Below are 16891 nucleotides of genomic sequence, written 5' to 3' on the forward strand. Positions count from 1 at the left end.
GTTCACAGGTTGACCACCTTGCGGCCGAGCGTCGGCCGGTAGTCGAGCAGGCGCGACAGTTCGCCCGCGGTGTTCCTGACTTTCTCGACCATGCCGCCCAGTTCCCCGGGATCGATATGCGAGGCCGGGATCGTCACGCCCATCGCGGCCACCACGCGGGCGCTGCGGTCGCGCACCGGCGCGGCGATCGTCGAGATGCTGGCCTCGTAGAAGCCCTCCTGCAGCACGTAGCCGCGCTCGCGGTCGGTCTGCACCATCTCGAACAGCGCGTCGACCGTGCGCGGCGTGCCCTCGGAGAAGGCTTCCAGTCGCGGCTCGGGATAGAGCTCGCGCAGCTCGGCCAGCGTCAGGTCCTCGAGCAGCACGCGGCCCAGCACCGTTGCATGCGCGGGCAGCCGCGTGCCGACGTTGACGCTGCTGGCGAACGGCCGCGGCGCCACCGACTTGGCGACGTAGACGATCGAACGGCCGTCGCGCACGACCAGGTTGCATGGATAGCCGGTCTCGTCGCGCAGCCGGTCGAGCAGCGGCGCACCGAGCTCGGTCAGCTCCAGCGACGCCAGGTATTCGAAGCCCAGCCGCAGCACGGCCATGCCAAGCCGGTATTCGCGGCCGTTGTCGCTGCGTTCGACAAAGCCCAGCATCTCCAGCGTGGCGAGCAGGCGGAACACGGTCGAACGCGGCGCCTGCAGGCGGCGCGCCAGTTCGGCCGCGCTCAGCGTGCGTTCCGCGCGGCTGAATTCGCCGAGCAGCCGCAGGCCGCGTTCGAGGCCGGGCACGATGTACTTGTCCTGGACGGTGTCCGGCGGCAGAGGGTCGGTCATGGGAATCCGGGGTCGGGGCGGGTGGCCGCTGCTGTCAGCGCTTGATCTTCGACAGCGGGTGTTCGGGCGGATAGGTCGGCGTGATCGGCTTCTTCGCACCGAGCATCACGCACATCAGCGCGTCTTCCTCGCCGATATTGATTTCCTCGCGATAGACGCCCGGCGGCACCGACACCAGGTCGCGATCGGTCAGGATGGTCTCGTAGCGCTCGCCGTCCTTCTCCAGCACCAGCTTGATCTTGCCGCGCAGGATGAAGAACACCTCCTCGACATCGGTGTGCAGGTGCGACGGGCCTTCATGGCCGGCCGGAATGATCATCGTCGAGAAGGTGAAGTGCTCCGACGGCACGGTGTTGCTGTCCGCTGCCACGCCGGTGCCGCCGGTGCCGAGATAGCGCATCTGCGCGCGGCGGTACTTCGGGTCGTAGTCGGCCTGGAACTTCAGCGCGTTCCAGTCGTAGCGGCGCGTCGCAAAGCGCGCGACCCGGCCCTCCATCCACTGCTCGAACGAGGCGCCCTCGGGACGGTCCCAGCTGCGCTTGAGGTCTTGTTGTTCGGAGAGATCGCTCATTTGGATTTCCTTCGGTCTTCGGTGTCTTCAGGTCTTCAGGGTCTTCGGGGTCTTCAGTGACGTCGGTGACGTCAGTGCATGACAAAACCGCCGTTCACCGCCAGGGTCTGGCCGGTCACGAAGCGGGAAAGATCGGACAGCGCGAACAGCACGGCGCCGCAGACATCGGCGGGCAGTTGCTCGCGCGAGATCGCACGCTGCTCGCGATAGAGCTCGTGCCGTTTCTGCGGGACGTACTCGGTGGCCTCGACCAGCGTCAGGCCCGGCGCCACGGCATTGACCGTGATGTTGTCCGGGCCCAGTTCGCGTGCCAGCGAACGGGTCATGCCGATGATGGCGCTCTTGCTGGCCACATAAGCCAGCAGGTTCGGCGCGCCCCACAGCGGCGTGTCGGAGGCCAGGTTGACGATGGCGCCGCGGCCGCTGTCGCGCAGCGCGGGCAGGCAGGCCGTGGTCATCAGCCAGGTGCCGCGCACGTTCACGTTCATCACGCGGTCCCAGGTGTCGATATCGATCGCGCTGGCGTCGCGCCCGCCGGAGTCGGTCACCGCGGCGTTGTTGACCAGCCCGTCGAGGCCGCCCAGCGTGCGCACCGCCTCGGCGGCGCAGGCCTGCACCGAGATGGGATCGGACAGATCGAGCGGCAGCGCCACCGCGCGCAGGCCGCGCGAGGCCAGCGCTTCGGCTTCCTGATGCAGGCGATCGGCCAGGATGTCGGCCATCGCCACCGAGGCGCCGGCCTCGGCGATCGCGGTGGCAAAGGCCAGGCCCAGGCCGCGGGCGGCGCCGGTAACGAGCACCTTGCGGCCGGCGAGCATCGACGACGTGTCGCCGGGATGCTGGAACTCAGGCATGGCTGGCGACCCCCGAGGCCGCCGGCTGCAGCATCGCGATCGGCGCATCGGCGAGTTCCTGCTCGGCGCGGCGGCGCAGCAGACGGCGCACGCGCGTGATGCCGACATCGTGCTGGTAGAGCATTTCGTGCTCGCGGGCGTTGGGCGCCATCGATTCGAGCACCACGCGGTCCTGCTCCAGCACGTCCCAGTGCAGCTTCTCCAGCCGGTTGCGGTAGAGGAAGCGCCAGACATCGCGCTCCCAGCCCTGGACATGGCGGGTGCGCCAGAAGAACACCATGCAGTGTTCCTCGTCGACCGGCGTGGCCACACCGACGATGCCGAACGGACCGCCGGGGCCGACCTTCGGGCGATACGGGATCGCCAGGCGCAGCCACATCGTGCCCGTCTCGCCGAACTCGACCCAGTCGAAATTGACGCCGCGCTGGCCGGTCTTCTCGAACATCAGGCCGTGCTCGGTCTCGCGCACGGCCATCACCGCCTGCTTCTCGCCGCTGGCCATCGAATGCGAGACCGCATGCAGGTAGGCGCCGTGCATCGGGTCCATGACGTTGTCGATCGCGTAGCGGTAGTTGCAGTCCCAGTGCGCGACGCACAGGAAGTGGCTGTGCTCCGGGTTCTCCAGCTCTTCGGGCAAGCGCAGCGTGTCGGCGCTGTCGGCACCGTCGAGCGGCGCGCGCTCGCCGAACCACAGGAAGATCGCGCCGGCCTTCTCCTGGACCGGATAGCTGCGCACGCAGGTCTTGCCTTCGAGCGGGCAGCTCTCGACCGCCGGCACGCTCTTGACCTGTCCGTCGCCGCCGACCTCGACGCCGTGATACCAGCAGGCGACGCGGTCGCCCAGGTTCCAGCCCATCGACAGGCGTGCGCCGCGGTGCGGGCAGCGGTCCTCCAGCGCATGGACCTGGCCGGCGCCGTCGCGCCACAGCACGATGTTCTGGCTCAGCCGGGTGATGCCGATCGGCGCATGGGTCACCGACCACGACGCGGCCACCGGGTACCAGTAGTTGCGCAGGCCGGTGTTCAGCCGTTCTTCGATGCGGGCTTGCTTGTTCGATTCCATCGTTGTTCTCTCTTGCGGGACCGCTGGGTGTCGTCGGGGGTCGTCTGGGTCAGGCGCCCAGACGCTGCATCTCGGCCAGGAAGCGCGCCTCGGTCCAGGGCTGGCCATCGGCGGTCAGGAAGCCGGCGCGGTTGAAGGCGCGCACCACGTCTTCGGGCGTCGTCGCGCCTGCTTCGAAGGCGGACTCGAGCGCATCGCCGAGCGCGTTCTCGTAAGCGGTCGGCAGTGCCGAGCGTGTCTGCCAGACGATGTTGGGCACCTTGCCCGGCCGCTCGATATAGCCCTTACCCGCCACGTTGTTCGGCGCGGGCTTGTCCCAGGGCGCGAGCTGCGGGTTGTAGTCGAGGATTTCCATTGCGCTTGCTCCTTTTTCCGATCGGCCGGTGTCTCGCTGTATGTTTTATATATGGAACAGCGATCCATGTATTGAACACGACTGAACTATAGACCTCGGCGTTGCGGGATTGGACTGGGGTTTACCCGGGAACCGGGTGTCGGACTGGAAACAGGTGATGTTGTCGTCCCCGCGTCCGCGGGAACGACACTGTCTAGCGGGCGGAACGTTGGTCCAACGCCGCGCGAATCCACCGCGCGACGGTGGCCGCCTGCTCGATGTAGCAGGCATGGCCGGCATCGGGGATCGGCGTGAAGGGCAGGCCGAACCGCTGCGCCAGCGCTTCGGCGCCGATCGGTGGCGTCACGACGTCCCGAGTGCCACAGCCGATCTCGACCGGTACGTCGTCATGCCGGCGCGCCAGGTAGGCGCCGATGTCGTCGCCGCACAGCATCGCCACCGCCTGGCGGTAGCCGTCCGGATTCAGGCGGTTCATGTTCCATCGCACCCATTCGCGCGCCCCGGCGTCGGCGTCGGGACTCAACAGCCGCGCCGGGCCGCGTTCGGCCAGCCCGGATACACCGAGCGTGGCCAATGCCTCGAGCCGTTGCCGCGCAACGTCAGCCGCCTTCTGTTCTTTGCCGGGGGCGCCATAGCCTTGCGCGGGACTTGCCAGCAGCACCCGCGCGGGACGCCAGTCCGGTTCGGCTTGCGCCAGATACGCCGCTGCCATCAGCGCGCCGAGCGAATGGCCGACGATCAGCGCCGGCCGCAGATCCAGCGTCCGCAGCAGCGCCTGCAGGCGCACGGCGTAATCCGATGCGCGCGGCGCGCGCTCGGCCAGCGGCGTCGATGCGCCATAGCCGGGTGCGTCCCAGGCGATCACGCGTGCATGGGCAGCCAGCAGGCTCGCGCATGGCAGCCATGACGCCGCTCCCGAACTGATCCCGTGCAACAGCAGCACCACAGGTCCCTGGCCGCCGCCAACGCGGTAGGCCACCTGCGCTCCGCTGGCATCCACGGTCGACAGCGCTTCCGCGAACGTGTCGGCGAGCCGGGTAAGCATGGCCGGTTGGCGCCGGTCGGAGTTTTGTTCCATATATGAAACCTACGTCCTTAGGTAAAAACTTCTCGACTATATCGCCCGGAAATTCCGCTGAAGATCCGCGTAAACACCTACCGGCCCGCTAGGGAATTCCCTGCCCGCCCGAGGCCAAAACGCCCGCTATATTGCGCTTGTCGTTTCCTATGTAGTTCACTGTTTTATATATGAAACGCAAAAGACCATCAGGACTGCCAGTACAACGAGGAACGGACGCGATCGGCCACAGAGACGACGCGGCCGCCGGAACCACCACAAGACGGAATCGGGAAGGAATCGCAATGAAATTAGGACGGATCGCACTGGCCGCGCTTGCCGCCGCGCCGGTGATGGCGGCCGCGCAATCGGTCACGCTGTATGGCGTGGTCGATACCGGCGTCGAGTATGTGAACAACGTCGGCCCCAACAAGGACAGTGTCGTCCGCATGCCGAACCTGACGGCGACGGTGCCGTCGCGCTGGGGCATCCGCGGCACCGAGGACCTGGGCGGCGGGCTCAAGGGCCTGTTCGTGCTGGAGTCCGGCTTTGGCCCGGATACCGGCAATGCCAACCAGGGCGGGCGGCTGTTCGGCCGCCAGGCCTGGGTCGGCGTTTCCGGTCCGTGGGGCCAGATCTCGCTCGGCCGGCAGTACACGATGCTGTTCTGGGCGATCCTCGATTCGGACATCCTCGGGCCCAACGTCTACGGTTCGGGTTCCCTGGACAGCTACATCCCCAACACGCGGCATGACAATGCCGTGGTCTACAAGGGCACCTTCGGCGGGCTGACGGTGGGCGCCTCGTACAGCTTCGGCCGCGATGCCGCCAATGCCGGTCCGAGCCCGTCCGGCACCAATTGCGCGGGCGAGAACCCCGCCGATGCGCGCGCCTGCCGCGCCTGGTCGGCGCTGGTCCAGTACGCGACCAAGACGTGGGGCGTGCATGCGGCCTACGACTCGCTGCGCGGCGGCCCCGGCGCGTTTGCCGGCCTGACGAGCAGCAGCCTGACCGACGATCGCGTGTCGGTCGGCGGCTATGTCCTGCTTGATCGCGTCAAGGCCGGCGCCGGCCTGATCCGCCGCGACAACGAGGCCAGCCCCACTCCGCGCAGCGACATGTGGTACGCCGGCCTGGCCTACGACATCACGCCCGCCTTCCAGTTGGCCGGGCAGGTCTACTACCTGAAATACCGCCACAGCGACAACGACCAGATGCTGTACGCGCTGCGCGGCTCGTATGCGTTCTCGAAGCGGACGATGGTCTATGCGACCGCGGGCTTCATCGACAACGACGGCACGCTGACGACTTCAGTCAGCGGTGGATCGCCGGGCTCGAACACGCGCCCCGGCGGCTCGCAGCTCGGCGCGATGCTGGGCATCAAGCACGTGTTCTGATCGCCGGCATCGCTGAACGCAGACAACTGGAGGAATCATGAAGCAGTCCACCACCCGCAAACTGTTCGCGGCCGTTACGGCGGCCGTTACGGCGGCCGGCGCGCTGCTCGGCACGGGCGCCGCGCATGCGCAGGGCTATCCGAGCAAACCCATCACGATCGTGGTCGCCTATCCGGCCGGCGGGGACACCGACGTGCTGGCGCGGATGATCGCGGAGAAATTGGCGATCCGGCTGAACCAGTCGGTCGTCGTCGAGAACCGCACCGGCGCCGCCGGCACGATCGGCAGCGCCTACGTCGCCAAGGCGCAGCCGGACGGCTACACGCTGCTGGCCGCGCCGAACACCGTGGCGCTCGCCCCCCTCGTACTCAAGCCCGGCTCCGGAGCGGCCTACGACGTGCAGCGCGACTTCACGCCGGTGATACAGACCGGCAGCCAGTCGCTGTTCGTGGTCGTCAACAAGTCGACCGGCATCAGCAAGATGAGCGATCTGGTGGCGCGCGCCAAGGCCGGCACGGTGCAGACCTATGCGTCGCCGGGCAACGGCTCGCCGATGCATATCCTCGGCGAGCTGTTCAACAAGGCGGCGGGCGTGCGGATCGCGCAGGTTCCGTATCGCGGCACCGCGCCGGCGGTGGTGGACGTGCTGGGCGGCCAGGTGCCGATGACCTATTCCACCTATGGCGCCGTGTTCCAGTACGTGACCAACGGCCGCCTGCTGCCGATCGCCGTGGCAGATCCGAAGCGCTCGCCGTTCGCGCCCAACGTGCCGACGCTGGCCGAGCTCGGCTACAAGGACGTCGAAGTGGGTGCGTGGCAGGCGATCCTCGGTCCGAAGGGCATGCCGGCTGACGTGGTGCGAACGCTGAACGGGCATATCAACGAGATCCTGAAGATGCCGGACATCGTCGAGAAGATGGCGACCTTCGGCATCAGCCCGGTCGGAGGGGACGCCACCCATCTGGGCAAGCTGATTGCGGCGGATGCGAACCGCTACGCGCGGATCGTCAAGGAGTTTGGGATTCAGGCGGATTGATATGCGGTGACGTTATTGGCGCCGTCGTTCAGGTCAGGTGCACGACGGCGCCAATCTCATGCGGCGGGGGTGAAGCTCACAGGTTATCTGGGCGTGTCTTCGAAGACTTCAGCAAGCGATTTTGCATGGACCGCTCGCAATGCCCAGCCCATCAATTCTTCCGCGACGTCGGTGTTGGCCTCAGTGAGTGCCTGGCGTGTCGTCTGCCAGCGGATCCTTGAACACGTCGTCCAGCGTCTCCGCGCGAAGCAGGCGCAGCGCCCATCGCTCGAGTTCCTTTTCGGTTGCGCCCTCAATCTTGGTCACGGCATATTCAGGCAAGGCTCCGAAGCGGGCGGTCAGCTGCCGTTGGAGGTACGCCGTCGCGGCGTCCGCTCGCCCCTTCTGCTCCCCCTCGATTCGTCCTTGTTGAATGTACTCATGCGCCCACACCTTGAAACTCTGACTTAGCTTCATCTTCATCTCCACAAGATCATTGACCACCGGTACGTCCAAGGTGTTGCCGCTGCGCCTGCCGATCAGTCCCGGCAACACGTTGAGGAAGATTCGCTTCAGTCCTTCGTCGCCTTTGACGATGTCCGCGAGCTTGTCGATCAACTCGCCGACCTCCTGCTGGGTTTCCGCCTCTTCCAGCTGCATCAGCACGGCAACCGGATTGCGCATCGCGCGCAGCTTTTCCTTGCCGATGCGTCCGCTGTCCAACAACAGATATTTAAGCTTGGGCAGGTACTCACCGACAAGCCCGGGCACGTCCGGCAGCATCGCCGCGATATCGGTGGGTGCATCCCATGGCCCTTCACCGTTGTACAGGACGATGGGCAGCACCGGCGGGATGCCTCGTCGGGGCTTGACGTACTCCTTGCGGATCAGGCTTTGATAGAGCAGTCCCAGATAGGACATGATGCGCACCGGCATGCCGTGATCGACTGTGCTCTGAAACTCCATCATCAAATAGAGATACAGCCATTCGTCATCGGCGCGGACCCGCCACACCATGTCGTTGGCCCGCTGCCGCAGATCGTCGGAGACATAGTGGCCAGGGACGCATTCCAGCGTGCTGAAATCCAGCCCCTGTAACCATCCGTCGGGGATAAAGCCCGAGACAAGATTGCGGACCATCGCGGGCGATGAATACAGCTGCTTGTAGCTGGCGTCTTCGATTTGAACCATGGTTGGAACCGAGGAGTGTCGAGGCCGACAGCATCCTGCGCGCGGGCTTTCGATGCTTCACAGAAGGACACGCATTTTGCGTTTCATGCCGCCGTCGGCCGACATTGAGAATCGTCTTAGCGATAGGTGCGCCGTGGCCCATCAGGCCGACCTGGCCGCCAGCAGCCTTCGGCAAAATCGCGGACACTATCCGGCGTTGCAAACACAACTCGATCGGCTTGCCGCCGGAATGGCCGGCGGTGCCAGGCCGCCCCGAAGGAGACACCATGACCCAAAAGAAGGCCATCCTTGTCATCGGTGCCGGCGATGCGACCGGCGGTACCATTGCGCGGCGCTTCGCCCGCGAGGGCTATATCGCCTGCGTGACCCGGCGCCATGCCGACAAGCTGGCGCCGCTGGTTCAGCAGATCGAAGCCGAGGGCGGCATCGCGCATGCCTTCGGCTCGGACGCGCGCAAGGAAGAGGAAATGACGAGCCTGGTCCAGCGGATCGAGGCCGACATCGCGCCGATCGAGGTGGCGGTGTTCAACATCGGCGCGAACGTCCGCTTCGACGTGCTGGACACGACGGCCCGCGTCTACTTCAAGGTCTGGGAGATGGCCTGCTTCGCGGGCTTCCTGATGGGACGCGAGACGGCCCGCGTGATGGTGCCGCGCGGCCGCGGTTCGATCTTCTTTACAGGAGCGACCGCCAGCCTGCGCGGCCGCGCCGGATTCTCGGCGTTTGCCGGGGCCAAGCACGGCCTGCGCGCGCTGGCGCAATCGATGGCGAAGGAGCTGGGGCCGCAGGGCATCCACGTGGCCCACCCGATCATCGACGGCGCCATCGACACCGCCTTTATCCGCGAGAACTTCCCCGAGCGCTATGCGCTGAAGGATCGCGACGGCATCCTGAATCCCGAGCACATCGCCGACGCCTACTGGATGCTGCACCAGCAGCCGCGCGACGCGTGGACGCATGAGCTCGATCTGCGGCCGTGGATCGAGGCCTGGTGATCGGGCTGCCGGGGGGCCTCGGCCCCTACTCAGGGTGTCGGGCTTCCCGCTTCCGGCTACCGGCTACCGGCTACCGGCTACCGGCTTTCCAGCTTCCCGCATGGACGAGGCACCGTGCCTCGCCCATGCATTGCCCCTCAGCGCCGCGCGTCGAACATCCCGGCCAGCCGCTGGAACGTCAACTGTTCGGCCTCCATGACGATCCGGTCGATCAGCGTCTTGACGCTCGGAATGTCGTGGATCAGGCCGGCGACCATGCCGCAGCTCCACGCGCCCGCCTCGACATCGCCCTCCACCATCACCTTCGGATAGATGCCGGCGACCTGATCGTAGATATCCGCGATCTTCAGGTCGGCGCCCTTCTCGCGCTCGATCTGCAGCAGCCGCTCGACGCCGCCATTGTTCAGCACCCGCTCGGTATTGCGCAGCGCCCGCATGATCAGCCGCGTGTCGAGCTCGCTGGCCTCGACGATCGCCTGCTTGACGTTCGCATGCACCGGCGCTTCCTCGGTGGCCAGGAAGCGGGTACCCATATTGATGCCGTCCGCGCCCAGCGCCAGCGCGGCCACCAGGCTGCGGCCGTCCGCCATGCCCCCGGACGCGACGAACGGAATCTTCAGCGTTTCGGCGGCCCGCGGCAGCAGGATCATGTTGGGCACGTCGTCCTCGCCCGGATGGCCGCCGCATTCGAAGCCGTCGACGCTGGCCGCATCGCAGCCGATCTTCTCGGCCTTCAGCGCGTGGCGCACCGACGTGCATTTGTGAATCACCTTGATGCCGGCCGCCTTCAACGCCGGCATGTACTGTTCGGGACTGCGGCCCGCGGTCTCGACGATACGCACGCCCCCTTCGGCGATGGCGGCGATGTATTCCGCGTAGGGCGGCTCGGAGAACGTCGGCAGGAAGGTCAGGTTGACGCCGAACGGCTGGTCCGTCATCTCGCGGCAGCGCGCGATCTCCCTGGCCAGCAGCTCGGGCGTGCGCTGCGTCAGCGCAGTGATGATGCCCAGGCCGCCGGCATTGGAAACGGCCGCCGCCAGATCGGCAAGGCCGACGAAATGCATGCCGCCCTGGATGATCGGATAGCGGATCGCGAACAGTTCAGTGATGCGTGTTTTCATGGGCAGGAAGCCTCCGAACGGGTGGAAAGGCAGGACGCGAATCAGGCGGCGCGCACGCGGATGATTTCCTCTTCGACATCGCGCAGGCTGTCCTTGCCGAAGAAGATCTCGTCGTCGACGAAGAAGGTCGGCGCGCCAAATGCCCCACGCTCGAATGCGCGCTGCGTATTGCCGAGCAGCGTTTCCTTGACGGCCGGCTGATTGATCGCCTCCAGCAGCCGAGACCTATCCAGCCCGGCTTCGTCCAGCACGGACGCGATCACGGCCGGATCGTCCATCTTCAATCCGCGCTCCCACATCGCGCCGAAGACCGCGTCGACATATCGCGCAAAACTGCCATCGTGGCTCGCCGCGATCGCCCCTCGCATGATCTGCAGCGTATTGACCGGAAAGTGGGGATTCATTCGAAACGCGGTCAGGCCGTGCCGCCGGATAAAGCGCTGCATTTCCAGCCGCCCGTATTCCGGCTTGTTCTTGATACCGGCGAACGCCTCCATCGGCGATCGATTGCCGGTCAGCCGAAACAGGCCGCCAAGCAGGATCGGAACGTATTCGAATGTCGCGCCGGTGCGCGCTTCGATGGCCGGAATGACCTTGTGTGCCAGGTAGGCGTTGGGACTGCCGAAATCGAACAGGAACTGCGCGTTGACGGTACGCATCGCTTGTCTCCATCTCCGGGTGTGGATGGTTGCCGAACGAGTTCGCCGGCTTGTTCTCCGCCAACAATGTACCGTCGTGCGCCTGTTTGGCAAGGCTTTCCGCGCTTGTTCCACCATGCAGTCCGGGCGGACAAGCCGTGCGGGCATTAGCCGCGGCTCTCTCCGATCGGCGCGCCGCGCTTGGGCACCACCTTGGCCTTGACCACCGACGTATTGGTTTCCGCCATCTGGGCCACGCGATCCAGCAGGCCATCGAGCTCCTCGATCGAACGCACATAAAGGCGGGCAATGAAGCAATCCTCGCCGGTCACCTTGTCGCATTCCCCGATCTCCGGAATATCGGCAATCAGCTTTTGCACGATATGGAGCTTGCCGGGCAGCGGGCGGATACGAACGATGGCCTGCAGCGGATAACCGAGCGCGGCCGGATCGATATCGATGGTGAAGGCGCGGATGACCTTGCGTTCTTCCAGGCGTTTGAGCCGTTCCGAAGTGCTCGGCGAAGACAGCCCGACCCGCGCCGCCAACTCCTTCAGTGAAATCCGGGCGTCCTCCGCCAGCACGGCGAGGATGCGCCGATCGACATCGTCGAGCATTTTTTATTTCCTTAGGGGATCAGGCGATATACCTTAGAAATACAGGAACTGCCGCCATCCTGCCTAACAAACCATATAGAATCGCGGCCCTCGTCATGCGATTCTAAACACCATTCAGCCCTCAGGAGAAAGACGGTGAATTCCCTACGCGGCACTGCCGAAATGACGGCCTCGATGGTGTTGTCCGGCACCATCGGCTGGTTCGTGGTCGAGTCCGGACAGCCGATCCGCGACGTCGTGTTCTGGCGCTGCCTGTTCGGCGCGCTGACGCTGCTGGCGGTCTGCGCCGCGCTGGGCATGCTGCGGCAGCTGACCTGGCGCACGCTGGGCCTGGCGGCACTGGGCGGCGTCGCGATCGTGATGAACTGGCTGCTGCTGTTTGCGGCCTATCCGCGCGCCTCGATTTCGATCGCGACGGCGGTCTACAACACGCAGCCATTCATGCTGGTGGCATTGGGCGCGCTGCTGTTTTCCGAACGCATCACGCTGACCAAGCTGGCCTGGCTGCTGATCGCCTTCACCGGCGTGCTGATGATCGTGCAGGCAAAGCCCGATCACGGCCATGGCGCCACCGACTATCTGGGCGGTATCGCGCTGGCGCTGGGTGCCGCGTTCTTCTATGCGGTCGCGGCCATCATCACCAAGCGGTTGTCGGGCGTGCCGCCGCATCTGATCGCGCTGATCCAGGCCTGCGTCGGCATGGCGATGCTGGCCCCGTTCGCCAATTTGTCGGACCTGGCGGCCTACGACGGGTCGTGGCCGATGCTGGTGACGATCGGCGTGGTCCATACCGGGCTGGTCTACATCCTGCTGTATGGCGCGATCCAGAAGCTGTCGACCGCGATGACGGCGGCGCTGTCCTTCGTCTATCCCGTGGTCGCGATCGTCGTCGATATGGTGGCCTTCGGCCTGCGCCTCGATTGGGCGCAATGGACCGGTGCCGCGGCGATCCTGATCGCGGCCGCCGGCATGACGCTGGGATGGCGGCTGCCGCTTGCGCGCAAGCACGGCGCCGCCGCCAAGAGCGGATCCGCTTAACGACGTCTCCGCCCTCCTGCCACCCCGTTCCGGTATACTTCGGCCCGGGTGCTCACCCCACGGGGTGGCAGGATTAGCGTCGGTCGGGCCGCCACGCGGCTTTTCCGCGACCGATGCATGCACCACCCTCATCCAGACCATTCCCCTGGTCGACTCTCCGCTCCCACGCGCTGTCACGCAACGCCCCCTTCCGCGCCTCCCGGCAACGGAAGCCGCGGCGCCTGCGCGCGCGCAATTCCATTCGCTTCCATCCCGGTATAGCTCCCCAAGAGAGGTCCCATGGCAATCGTACAAAGACGACTCTCCAATACGTTCCAGCGCTTTTTCGAGTCCGAGAAGGCGGGCGGCATCCTGCTGATCGCCTGCACCGTCGTTTCGCTGATACTGGCCAATTCGCCGGTCGGCGATCAGTACCTCCACCTGTGGCATGTGAAAGTCGCGGGCCTCAGCGTCGAGCACTGGATCAATGACGCGCTGATGGCCATATTCTTCCTGCTGATTGGCCTCGAACTCGAACGCGAGCTGTACAACGGCGAACTGTCCAGCCTCCGGAATGCCCTGCTGCCCATCGTCGCGGCGGCCGGCGGCATAGCGGTTCCCGCACTGATCCACTTCGGATTCAACGGCGGCACGCCGACGCAGGCCGGCATCGGCATTCCGATGGCGACCGACATCGCGTTCGCGCTCGGCGTGCTGGCGCTGCTCGGCAGCCGCGTGCCGGCCTCGCTGAAGGTCTTCCTGACCGCGCTTGCCGTGATGGACGACCTCGGCGCCATCATCGTGATCGCGCTGTTCTACACGGCCGAACTGGCGTTCATCTATCTGGCCGGCGCGCTCGCGGTATTCGCCGCGCTGCTGGTGATGAACCGCGTGCTGCGCGTGATGTCGCTGATCCCCTACCTGCTGGGCGGCGTGCTGATGTGGTTCCTGATGCTGAAGTCCGGCGTGCACGCGACGATTGCCGGCGTGCTGCTGGCTTTCGCGATCCCCTTCTCCGCCAGGCAGGACGACGCCGCTTCGCCGTCGCATCGGCTCGAGCACTTGCTGCATCGGCCGGTCGCCTTCGTGATCCTGCCGATCTTCGCACTGGCCAATACCGGCATCGTCATCGGCAGCGACTGGGCGCAGGAGCTGGCCTCGTCGAACAGCCTTGGCATCCTGGCCGGGCTGGTGGTCGGCAAACCGCTGGGCATCACGCTCGTCAGCTTCGTCGCGGTCGCCATCGGTCTCTGCAAGCTGCCGCTCGACCTGCGTTGGCGGCATATCCTTGGCGCGGGCCTGCTCGGCGGCATCGGCTTCACGATGTCGATCTTCATCACCAACCTGGCCTTTACCGATGCGCCGGCCGTGATCAATGCATCGAAGATGGCGATCCTGCTGGCATCGCTGAGCGCGGGTGTGCTGGGCTTTGCCTGGCTGAAGCTGTTCGGCAAGCCGGTGGCGTCCGATGTCGATATGGATACGATGGATTTCGAGGCCGATCCGGTATCGCCTTCGGAGGTTCCCTCGGGGCGCTGACGGCCCGGAGGGGTGGATCCACGCTGCCCTCTCCCCCAACCTTCTCCCGCAAGCGGGAGAGGGAGATTGCGCAGCGAGAGGCGAGTCACTATGGTTGACCGCAATGCCGGTGGTTGGCTCCCCTCTCCCGCTGGCGGGAGAGGGGCCGGGGGAAAGGCCCCCCCGAGCACAACACTACCTCGCGTCGTGCGAATGCACCTGCAGCGCCTCCAGGAAGCGCGACACCATGTTGTACGCGGCAATGGTAGCGGTCAGTTCGACCACATGCCGATGCGAGAAGTGCCGCGCGATCCCGGCAAACACGGCGGGCTCCACGCGGATGTCGCGCGTCATCGCGTCGGTGTAGGCAAGCACCGCGCGCTCGACATCGACGAACAGCGCGCTGTCGCGCCAGTCGGGCAAGGCATCGAGCTGGGCTTGCGTCATGCCTTCCTTCAGCGCGATCGGCGCATGCTGGTCGGCCTCGTACGACGCACCGTTCAGAATCGCCACGCGCATGATCACCATCTCGCGCAGTGCGCCCGGCAGGCTCGACTTCTGTCGGATGGTGGTCAGATAGGTCAGCCAGCCTTCCGCCACGGGCGGCGCGTGCAGCAGCATCTGATAGAGATGCAGCACGCTGCCGCGCTCGGCGGCGATCCGTTCGGCCAGCGGCTGGATGTCGGGAGCCGAAAGATCGGCGTAGGGAATGGCGGCCATGTCTGGGTCCGTAGTGGGGTAAATGGAATCGGCGTGGTCTATTCCGCGACGATCACCTTGCGGCGCACGAGATCGCCCATGGCGCCCGCGTCCTTGTTGACCCGGGCGGCAAAGGCCTCGGGACTGCTGTTGACGATATCGAACGCATTCTCTGCGAATCGCTTCGATACCTCGGGATCTTGCATGACCTTGTGCGTCGCGGCCAGCAGCTTCGCGCGAACGTCGGGCGGCAAGCCCTGCGGCGCGACCAGGCCGATCCAGGTCGGATACTCGAAGCCCGGAATCGCCTCGCTCATCGTCGGCACGTCGGGCAGCATCGCGGAGCGCTTCGGCGAGCTGACCGCCAGCGCGCGGACCTTGCCCGCCTTGATATGCGGCAGCATCACCGACAGGCCGGCGAACGCGTACTGGACATGGCCGCCCAGCAGGTCGGTCAGCAACGGCGCCGCGCCCTTGTACGGGATATGAGTCGTCGCCAGCTGCCTGGCAATGGACAGCTGCGCGCTGTTGACGTGCCCGGCCGACGCCGTGCCCGCGGATCCATACGAGGTATTGGGATTGGCCTTCAGGTAGGCCACCAGCTGATCCAGATTGTTGGCGGGCAACGCGTTGTTGACGACCAGCACCTGCGGCGTCGTGACCAGCAGGCTCAGGTAGTCGAACGACTTGAACGTATCGAAGCGCAGGTTCTTGACCGTGTAGTGGTTCACCGCATGCGAATCCAGCGCCAGCATCAGCGTATAGCCATCTGGCTTCGCCCGTGCCAGATCGGCCGCGCCCAGCGAGCCGCTGGCACCGGGCTTGTTCTCGATGACGATCGGCTGGCCCAGCTCCTTGCCCAGCGCGCCGGAAATCGTGCGCGCGGTCTGGTCCACCGCGCCGCCCGGCGCGAACGGCACGATCAGCCGGATCGGCTGGCTCGGATACGTCTGGCTCCAGGTGGTAGCGGCGGAAAAGAGGGCAGCGGCGGCCAGCGCCGCGGCGCCAAGCAGGCGCCGGGAAAGGAATGTCATCGTGGTCTCCTGTCGTTATCGATGGCAAGGCTGGCGAGAGCCTTGCCGCATGCCTGACGGCATGCCACTGCAATGCACGCGGCCGCGCGGCCGCTATCGCGTCGCGGCAACGAGCCCGCCGTCGACGACGATCTCGGTGCCGGTGATATAGCGGCTCTCGTCGGCTGCCAGAAACAGCACCGCGTGCGCGGTGTCCCAGCCATCGCCCATCCGCTGCATGGGAACCTGGCCATGCCGGTGCGCGATGAACGCCTGCGTATTGCCGCCGGCATACTTGGCGGCCAGCCCTTCGATCAACGGGGTATGCATCAGTCCGGGCACCACGCAGTTCAGCCGGATGTTGTCCGGCGCGTGAATCACCGCGGTCGTCCGCGTGAAATGCATCAGGCCCGCCTTGGCCGCGGCATAGGCAACCTGCGGCTTGCCGACATACCGCAGCCCGGCCACCGAGGCGATATTGACGACCGCACCGCCGCCCTGCTGCTTCATGATCGGCAGCACGTGCTTGCACGCCAGGAACGCGCCCTTCAGGTTCACCTGCATCTGCGCATCCCAGACGGCTTCGTCCATGTCGACGGGACCGCCGGGCTGCGACAGGCCAACGTTGTTGACCAGGATATCGATACGGCCATGGCGCGACAGGCAGGCCCGCACCGCGTCCTCGACCTGCTCCGCGCTGGTGCTGTCGCACGCGACCACATCGGCCTCGTAGCCTTCGGCGACGATCAGTTCGCGCGTGCGCACCGCATGGCCCAGATGCAGGTCCGTGCCGAACACCCGCGCCCCCTGCCGCGCCATCAGCATCGCCGTGGCGCGCCCGTTCCCCCACCCTTCGGCGACGGCGCCGCATCCCATGATCAGCGCCACCTTGCCGTTCAGATCCAGCATCTCGTCTCCGTTGTCCAGGTCCGCAAGGAAATCCCGC

At 66.0% G+C, this 16891-nt stretch carries 18 protein-coding genes; 5 read left to right on the top strand and 13 right to left on the bottom strand.

Going from position 1 to position 16891, the window contains the following annotated elements:
• Window positions 1-2: 2 nt before the first annotated feature.
• From LRR16_RS07170 to LRR16_RS07195, 6 genes are all read right to left on the bottom strand, one after another.
• A complete protein-coding gene (locus LRR16_RS07170; RefSeq protein ID WP_006576774.1) occupies window positions 3-824 on the bottom strand; it encodes an IclR family transcriptional regulator in 822 nt (273 codons plus the stop codon).
• Window positions 825-858: 34 nt separating this feature from the next.
• Complete coding sequence (locus LRR16_RS07175; RefSeq protein WP_006576773.1) at window positions 859-1395, bottom strand: cupin domain-containing protein; 537 nt, start codon at window positions 1393-1395, stop codon at window positions 859-861.
• A 71-nt stretch (window positions 1396-1466) separates the two neighbouring features.
• The gene (locus LRR16_RS07180; RefSeq protein ID WP_232205339.1) at window positions 1467-2249 is read right to left on the bottom strand and encodes an SDR family oxidoreductase; all 783 of its coding nucleotides are present in this window, start codon (window positions 2247-2249) and stop codon (window positions 1467-1469) included.
• Window positions 2242-3312, bottom strand: coding sequence for an aromatic ring-hydroxylating dioxygenase subunit alpha (locus LRR16_RS07185; RefSeq protein WP_232205340.1), 1071 nt, complete (start codon window positions 3310-3312; stop codon window positions 2242-2244). The genes LRR16_RS07180 and LRR16_RS07185 overlap by 8 nt, the downstream gene beginning before the upstream one ends.
• A 49-nt stretch (window positions 3313-3361) precedes the next feature.
• Window positions 3362-3667, bottom strand: coding sequence for a recombinase-like helix-turn-helix domain-containing protein (locus tag LRR16_RS07190; protein WP_006576770.1), 306 nt, complete (start codon window positions 3665-3667; stop codon window positions 3362-3364).
• A 193-nt stretch (window positions 3668-3860) separates the two neighbouring features.
• Entirely contained in the window at window positions 3861-4745 is an 885-nt protein-coding gene (locus LRR16_RS07195) for an alpha/beta fold hydrolase (protein WP_232205341.1), read from the bottom strand.
• A gap of 284 nt (window positions 4746-5029) precedes the next feature.
• Here LRR16_RS07195 and LRR16_RS07200 point away from each other — a divergent pair, with 284 nt between their 5' ends.
• Window positions 5030-6121 carry a porin gene (locus LRR16_RS07200; protein ID WP_232205342.1) on the top strand — a complete coding sequence of 364 codons (1092 nt, stop codon included), beginning with the start codon at window positions 5030-5032 and terminating at the stop codon, window positions 6119-6121.
• A gap of 37 nt (window positions 6122-6158) precedes the next feature.
• Window positions 6159-7157, top strand: coding sequence for a tripartite tricarboxylate transporter substrate binding protein (locus LRR16_RS07205; RefSeq protein WP_232205343.1), 999 nt, complete (start codon window positions 6159-6161; stop codon window positions 7155-7157).
• 180 nt (window positions 7158-7337) lie between these two features.
• Here LRR16_RS07205 and LRR16_RS07210 read toward each other — a convergent pair whose 3' ends face one another.
• The gene (locus LRR16_RS07210) at window positions 7338-8327 is read right to left on the bottom strand and encodes an Rpn family recombination-promoting nuclease/putative transposase (RefSeq protein WP_232205344.1); all 990 of its coding nucleotides are present in this window, start codon (window positions 8325-8327) and stop codon (window positions 7338-7340) included.
• Between the two features lie 266 nt (window positions 8328-8593).
• Here LRR16_RS07210 and LRR16_RS07215 point away from each other — a divergent pair, with 266 nt between their 5' ends.
• Window positions 8594-9322, top strand: a complete 729-nt coding sequence (locus LRR16_RS07215) for an SDR family oxidoreductase (RefSeq protein WP_232205345.1) — start codon at window positions 8594-8596, stop codon at window positions 9320-9322.
• Window positions 9323-9459: 137 nt separating this feature from the next.
• On the opposite strand, the gene LRR16_RS07220 is transcribed toward LRR16_RS07215, so the two are convergent.
• The 3 genes from LRR16_RS07220 to LRR16_RS07230 all read right to left on the bottom strand — a co-directional run bounded on the left by LRR16_RS07220 (window position 9460) and on the right by LRR16_RS07230 (window position 11698).
• Window positions 9460-10443 carry a nitronate monooxygenase family protein gene (locus LRR16_RS07220; protein ID WP_006576764.1) on the bottom strand — a complete coding sequence of 328 codons (984 nt, stop codon included), beginning with the start codon at window positions 10441-10443 and terminating at the stop codon, window positions 9460-9462.
• Between the two features lie 41 nt (window positions 10444-10484).
• The gene (locus tag LRR16_RS07225) at window positions 10485-11102 is read right to left on the bottom strand and encodes a 2-hydroxychromene-2-carboxylate isomerase (protein WP_232205346.1); all 618 of its coding nucleotides are present in this window, start codon (window positions 11100-11102) and stop codon (window positions 10485-10487) included.
• Window positions 11103-11248: 146 nt separating this feature from the next.
• Entirely contained in the window at window positions 11249-11698 is a 450-nt protein-coding gene (locus LRR16_RS07230; RefSeq protein WP_006576762.1) for an Lrp/AsnC family transcriptional regulator, read from the bottom strand.
• Window positions 11699-11860: 162 nt separating this feature from the next.
• On the opposite strand from LRR16_RS07230, the gene LRR16_RS07235 reads away from it, so the two are divergent.
• Window positions 11861-12736: a DMT family transporter gene (locus LRR16_RS07235; RefSeq protein WP_043438555.1), complete on the top strand. Its 876-nt coding sequence runs from the start codon at window positions 11861-11863 to the stop codon at window positions 12734-12736.
• A 279-nt stretch (window positions 12737-13015) separates the two neighbouring features.
• Window positions 13016-14254 (top strand): Na+/H+ antiporter NhaA, encoded by a 1239-nt coding sequence (gene nhaA, locus LRR16_RS07240; protein WP_232205347.1) that lies wholly within the window; start codon window positions 13016-13018, stop codon window positions 14252-14254.
• 174 nt (window positions 14255-14428) lie between these two features.
• Here nhaA and LRR16_RS07245 read toward each other — a convergent pair whose 3' ends face one another.
• The 3 genes from LRR16_RS07245 to LRR16_RS07255 all read right to left on the bottom strand — a co-directional run bounded on the left by LRR16_RS07245 (window position 14429) and on the right by LRR16_RS07255 (window position 16854).
• Entirely contained in the window at window positions 14429-14953 is a 525-nt protein-coding gene (locus tag LRR16_RS07245; protein WP_232205348.1) for a carboxymuconolactone decarboxylase family protein, read from the bottom strand.
• A 38-nt stretch (window positions 14954-14991) separates the two neighbouring features.
• Complete coding sequence (locus LRR16_RS07250) at window positions 14992-15966, bottom strand: tripartite tricarboxylate transporter substrate binding protein (RefSeq protein WP_232205349.1); 975 nt, start codon at window positions 15964-15966, stop codon at window positions 14992-14994.
• 93 nt (window positions 15967-16059) lie between these two features.
• A complete protein-coding gene (locus LRR16_RS07255; RefSeq protein WP_232205350.1) occupies window positions 16060-16854 on the bottom strand; it encodes an SDR family NAD(P)-dependent oxidoreductase in 795 nt (264 codons plus the stop codon).
• Window positions 16855-16891 lie beyond the last annotated feature (37 nt).

Origin of the sequence: Cupriavidus sp. UGS-1, from assembly GCF_021213615.1 — a bacterium.
Taxonomy (GTDB): domain Bacteria; phylum Pseudomonadota; class Gammaproteobacteria; order Burkholderiales; family Burkholderiaceae; genus Cupriavidus.

What these genes read in the sequence shown, in the direction of transcription:
- LRR16_RS07230 (WP_006576762.1), bottom strand. Translation starts at nt 11,698, where the DNA reads ATGCTCGACGATGTCGATCGGCGCATCCTCGCCGTGCTGGCGGAGGAC.
- LRR16_RS07190 (WP_006576770.1), bottom strand. Translation starts at nt 3,667, where the DNA reads ATGGAAATCCTCGACTACAACCCGCAGCTCGCGCCCTGGGACAAGCCC.
- LRR16_RS07225 (WP_232205346.1), bottom strand. Translation starts at nt 11,102, where the DNA reads ATGCGTACCGTCAACGCGCAGTTCCTGTTCGATTTCGGCAGTCCCAAC.
- LRR16_RS07185 (WP_232205340.1), bottom strand. Translation starts at nt 3,312, where the DNA reads ATGGAATCGAACAAGCAAGCCCGCATCGAAGAACGGCTGAACACCGGC.
- LRR16_RS07220 (WP_006576764.1), bottom strand. Translation starts at nt 10,443, where the DNA reads ATGAAAACACGCATCACTGAACTGTTCGCGATCCGCTATCCGATCATC.
- nhaA (WP_232205347.1), top strand. Translation starts at nt 13,016, where the DNA reads ATGGCAATCGTACAAAGACGACTCTCCAATACGTTCCAGCGCTTTTTC.
- LRR16_RS07250 (WP_232205349.1), bottom strand. Translation starts at nt 15,966, where the DNA reads ATGACATTCCTTTCCCGGCGCCTGCTTGGCGCCGCGGCGCTGGCCGCC.
- LRR16_RS07235 (WP_043438555.1), top strand. Translation starts at nt 11,861, where the DNA reads ATGACGGCCTCGATGGTGTTGTCCGGCACCATCGGCTGGTTCGTGGTC.
- LRR16_RS07210 (WP_232205344.1), bottom strand. Translation starts at nt 8,327, where the DNA reads ATGGTTCAAATCGAAGACGCCAGCTACAAGCAGCTGTATTCATCGCCC.
- LRR16_RS07200 (WP_232205342.1), top strand. Translation starts at nt 5,030, where the DNA reads ATGAAATTAGGACGGATCGCACTGGCCGCGCTTGCCGCCGCGCCGGTG.
- LRR16_RS07205 (WP_232205343.1), top strand. Translation starts at nt 6,159, where the DNA reads ATGAAGCAGTCCACCACCCGCAAACTGTTCGCGGCCGTTACGGCGGCC.
- LRR16_RS07195 (WP_232205341.1), bottom strand. Translation starts at nt 4,745, where the DNA reads ATGGAACAAAACTCCGACCGGCGCCAACCGGCCATGCTTACCCGGCTC.
- LRR16_RS07175 (WP_006576773.1), bottom strand. Translation starts at nt 1,395, where the DNA reads ATGAGCGATCTCTCCGAACAACAAGACCTCAAGCGCAGCTGGGACCGT.
- LRR16_RS07215 (WP_232205345.1), top strand. Translation starts at nt 8,594, where the DNA reads ATGACCCAAAAGAAGGCCATCCTTGTCATCGGTGCCGGCGATGCGACC.
- LRR16_RS07180 (WP_232205339.1), bottom strand. Translation starts at nt 2,249, where the DNA reads ATGCCTGAGTTCCAGCATCCCGGCGACACGTCGTCGATGCTCGCCGGC.
- LRR16_RS07255 (WP_232205350.1), bottom strand. Translation starts at nt 16,854, where the DNA reads ATGCTGGATCTGAACGGCAAGGTGGCGCTGATCATGGGATGCGGCGCC.
- LRR16_RS07245 (WP_232205348.1), bottom strand. Translation starts at nt 14,953, where the DNA reads ATGGCCGCCATTCCCTACGCCGATCTTTCGGCTCCCGACATCCAGCCG.
- LRR16_RS07170 (WP_006576774.1), bottom strand. Translation starts at nt 824, where the DNA reads ATGACCGACCCTCTGCCGCCGGACACCGTCCAGGACAAGTACATCGTG.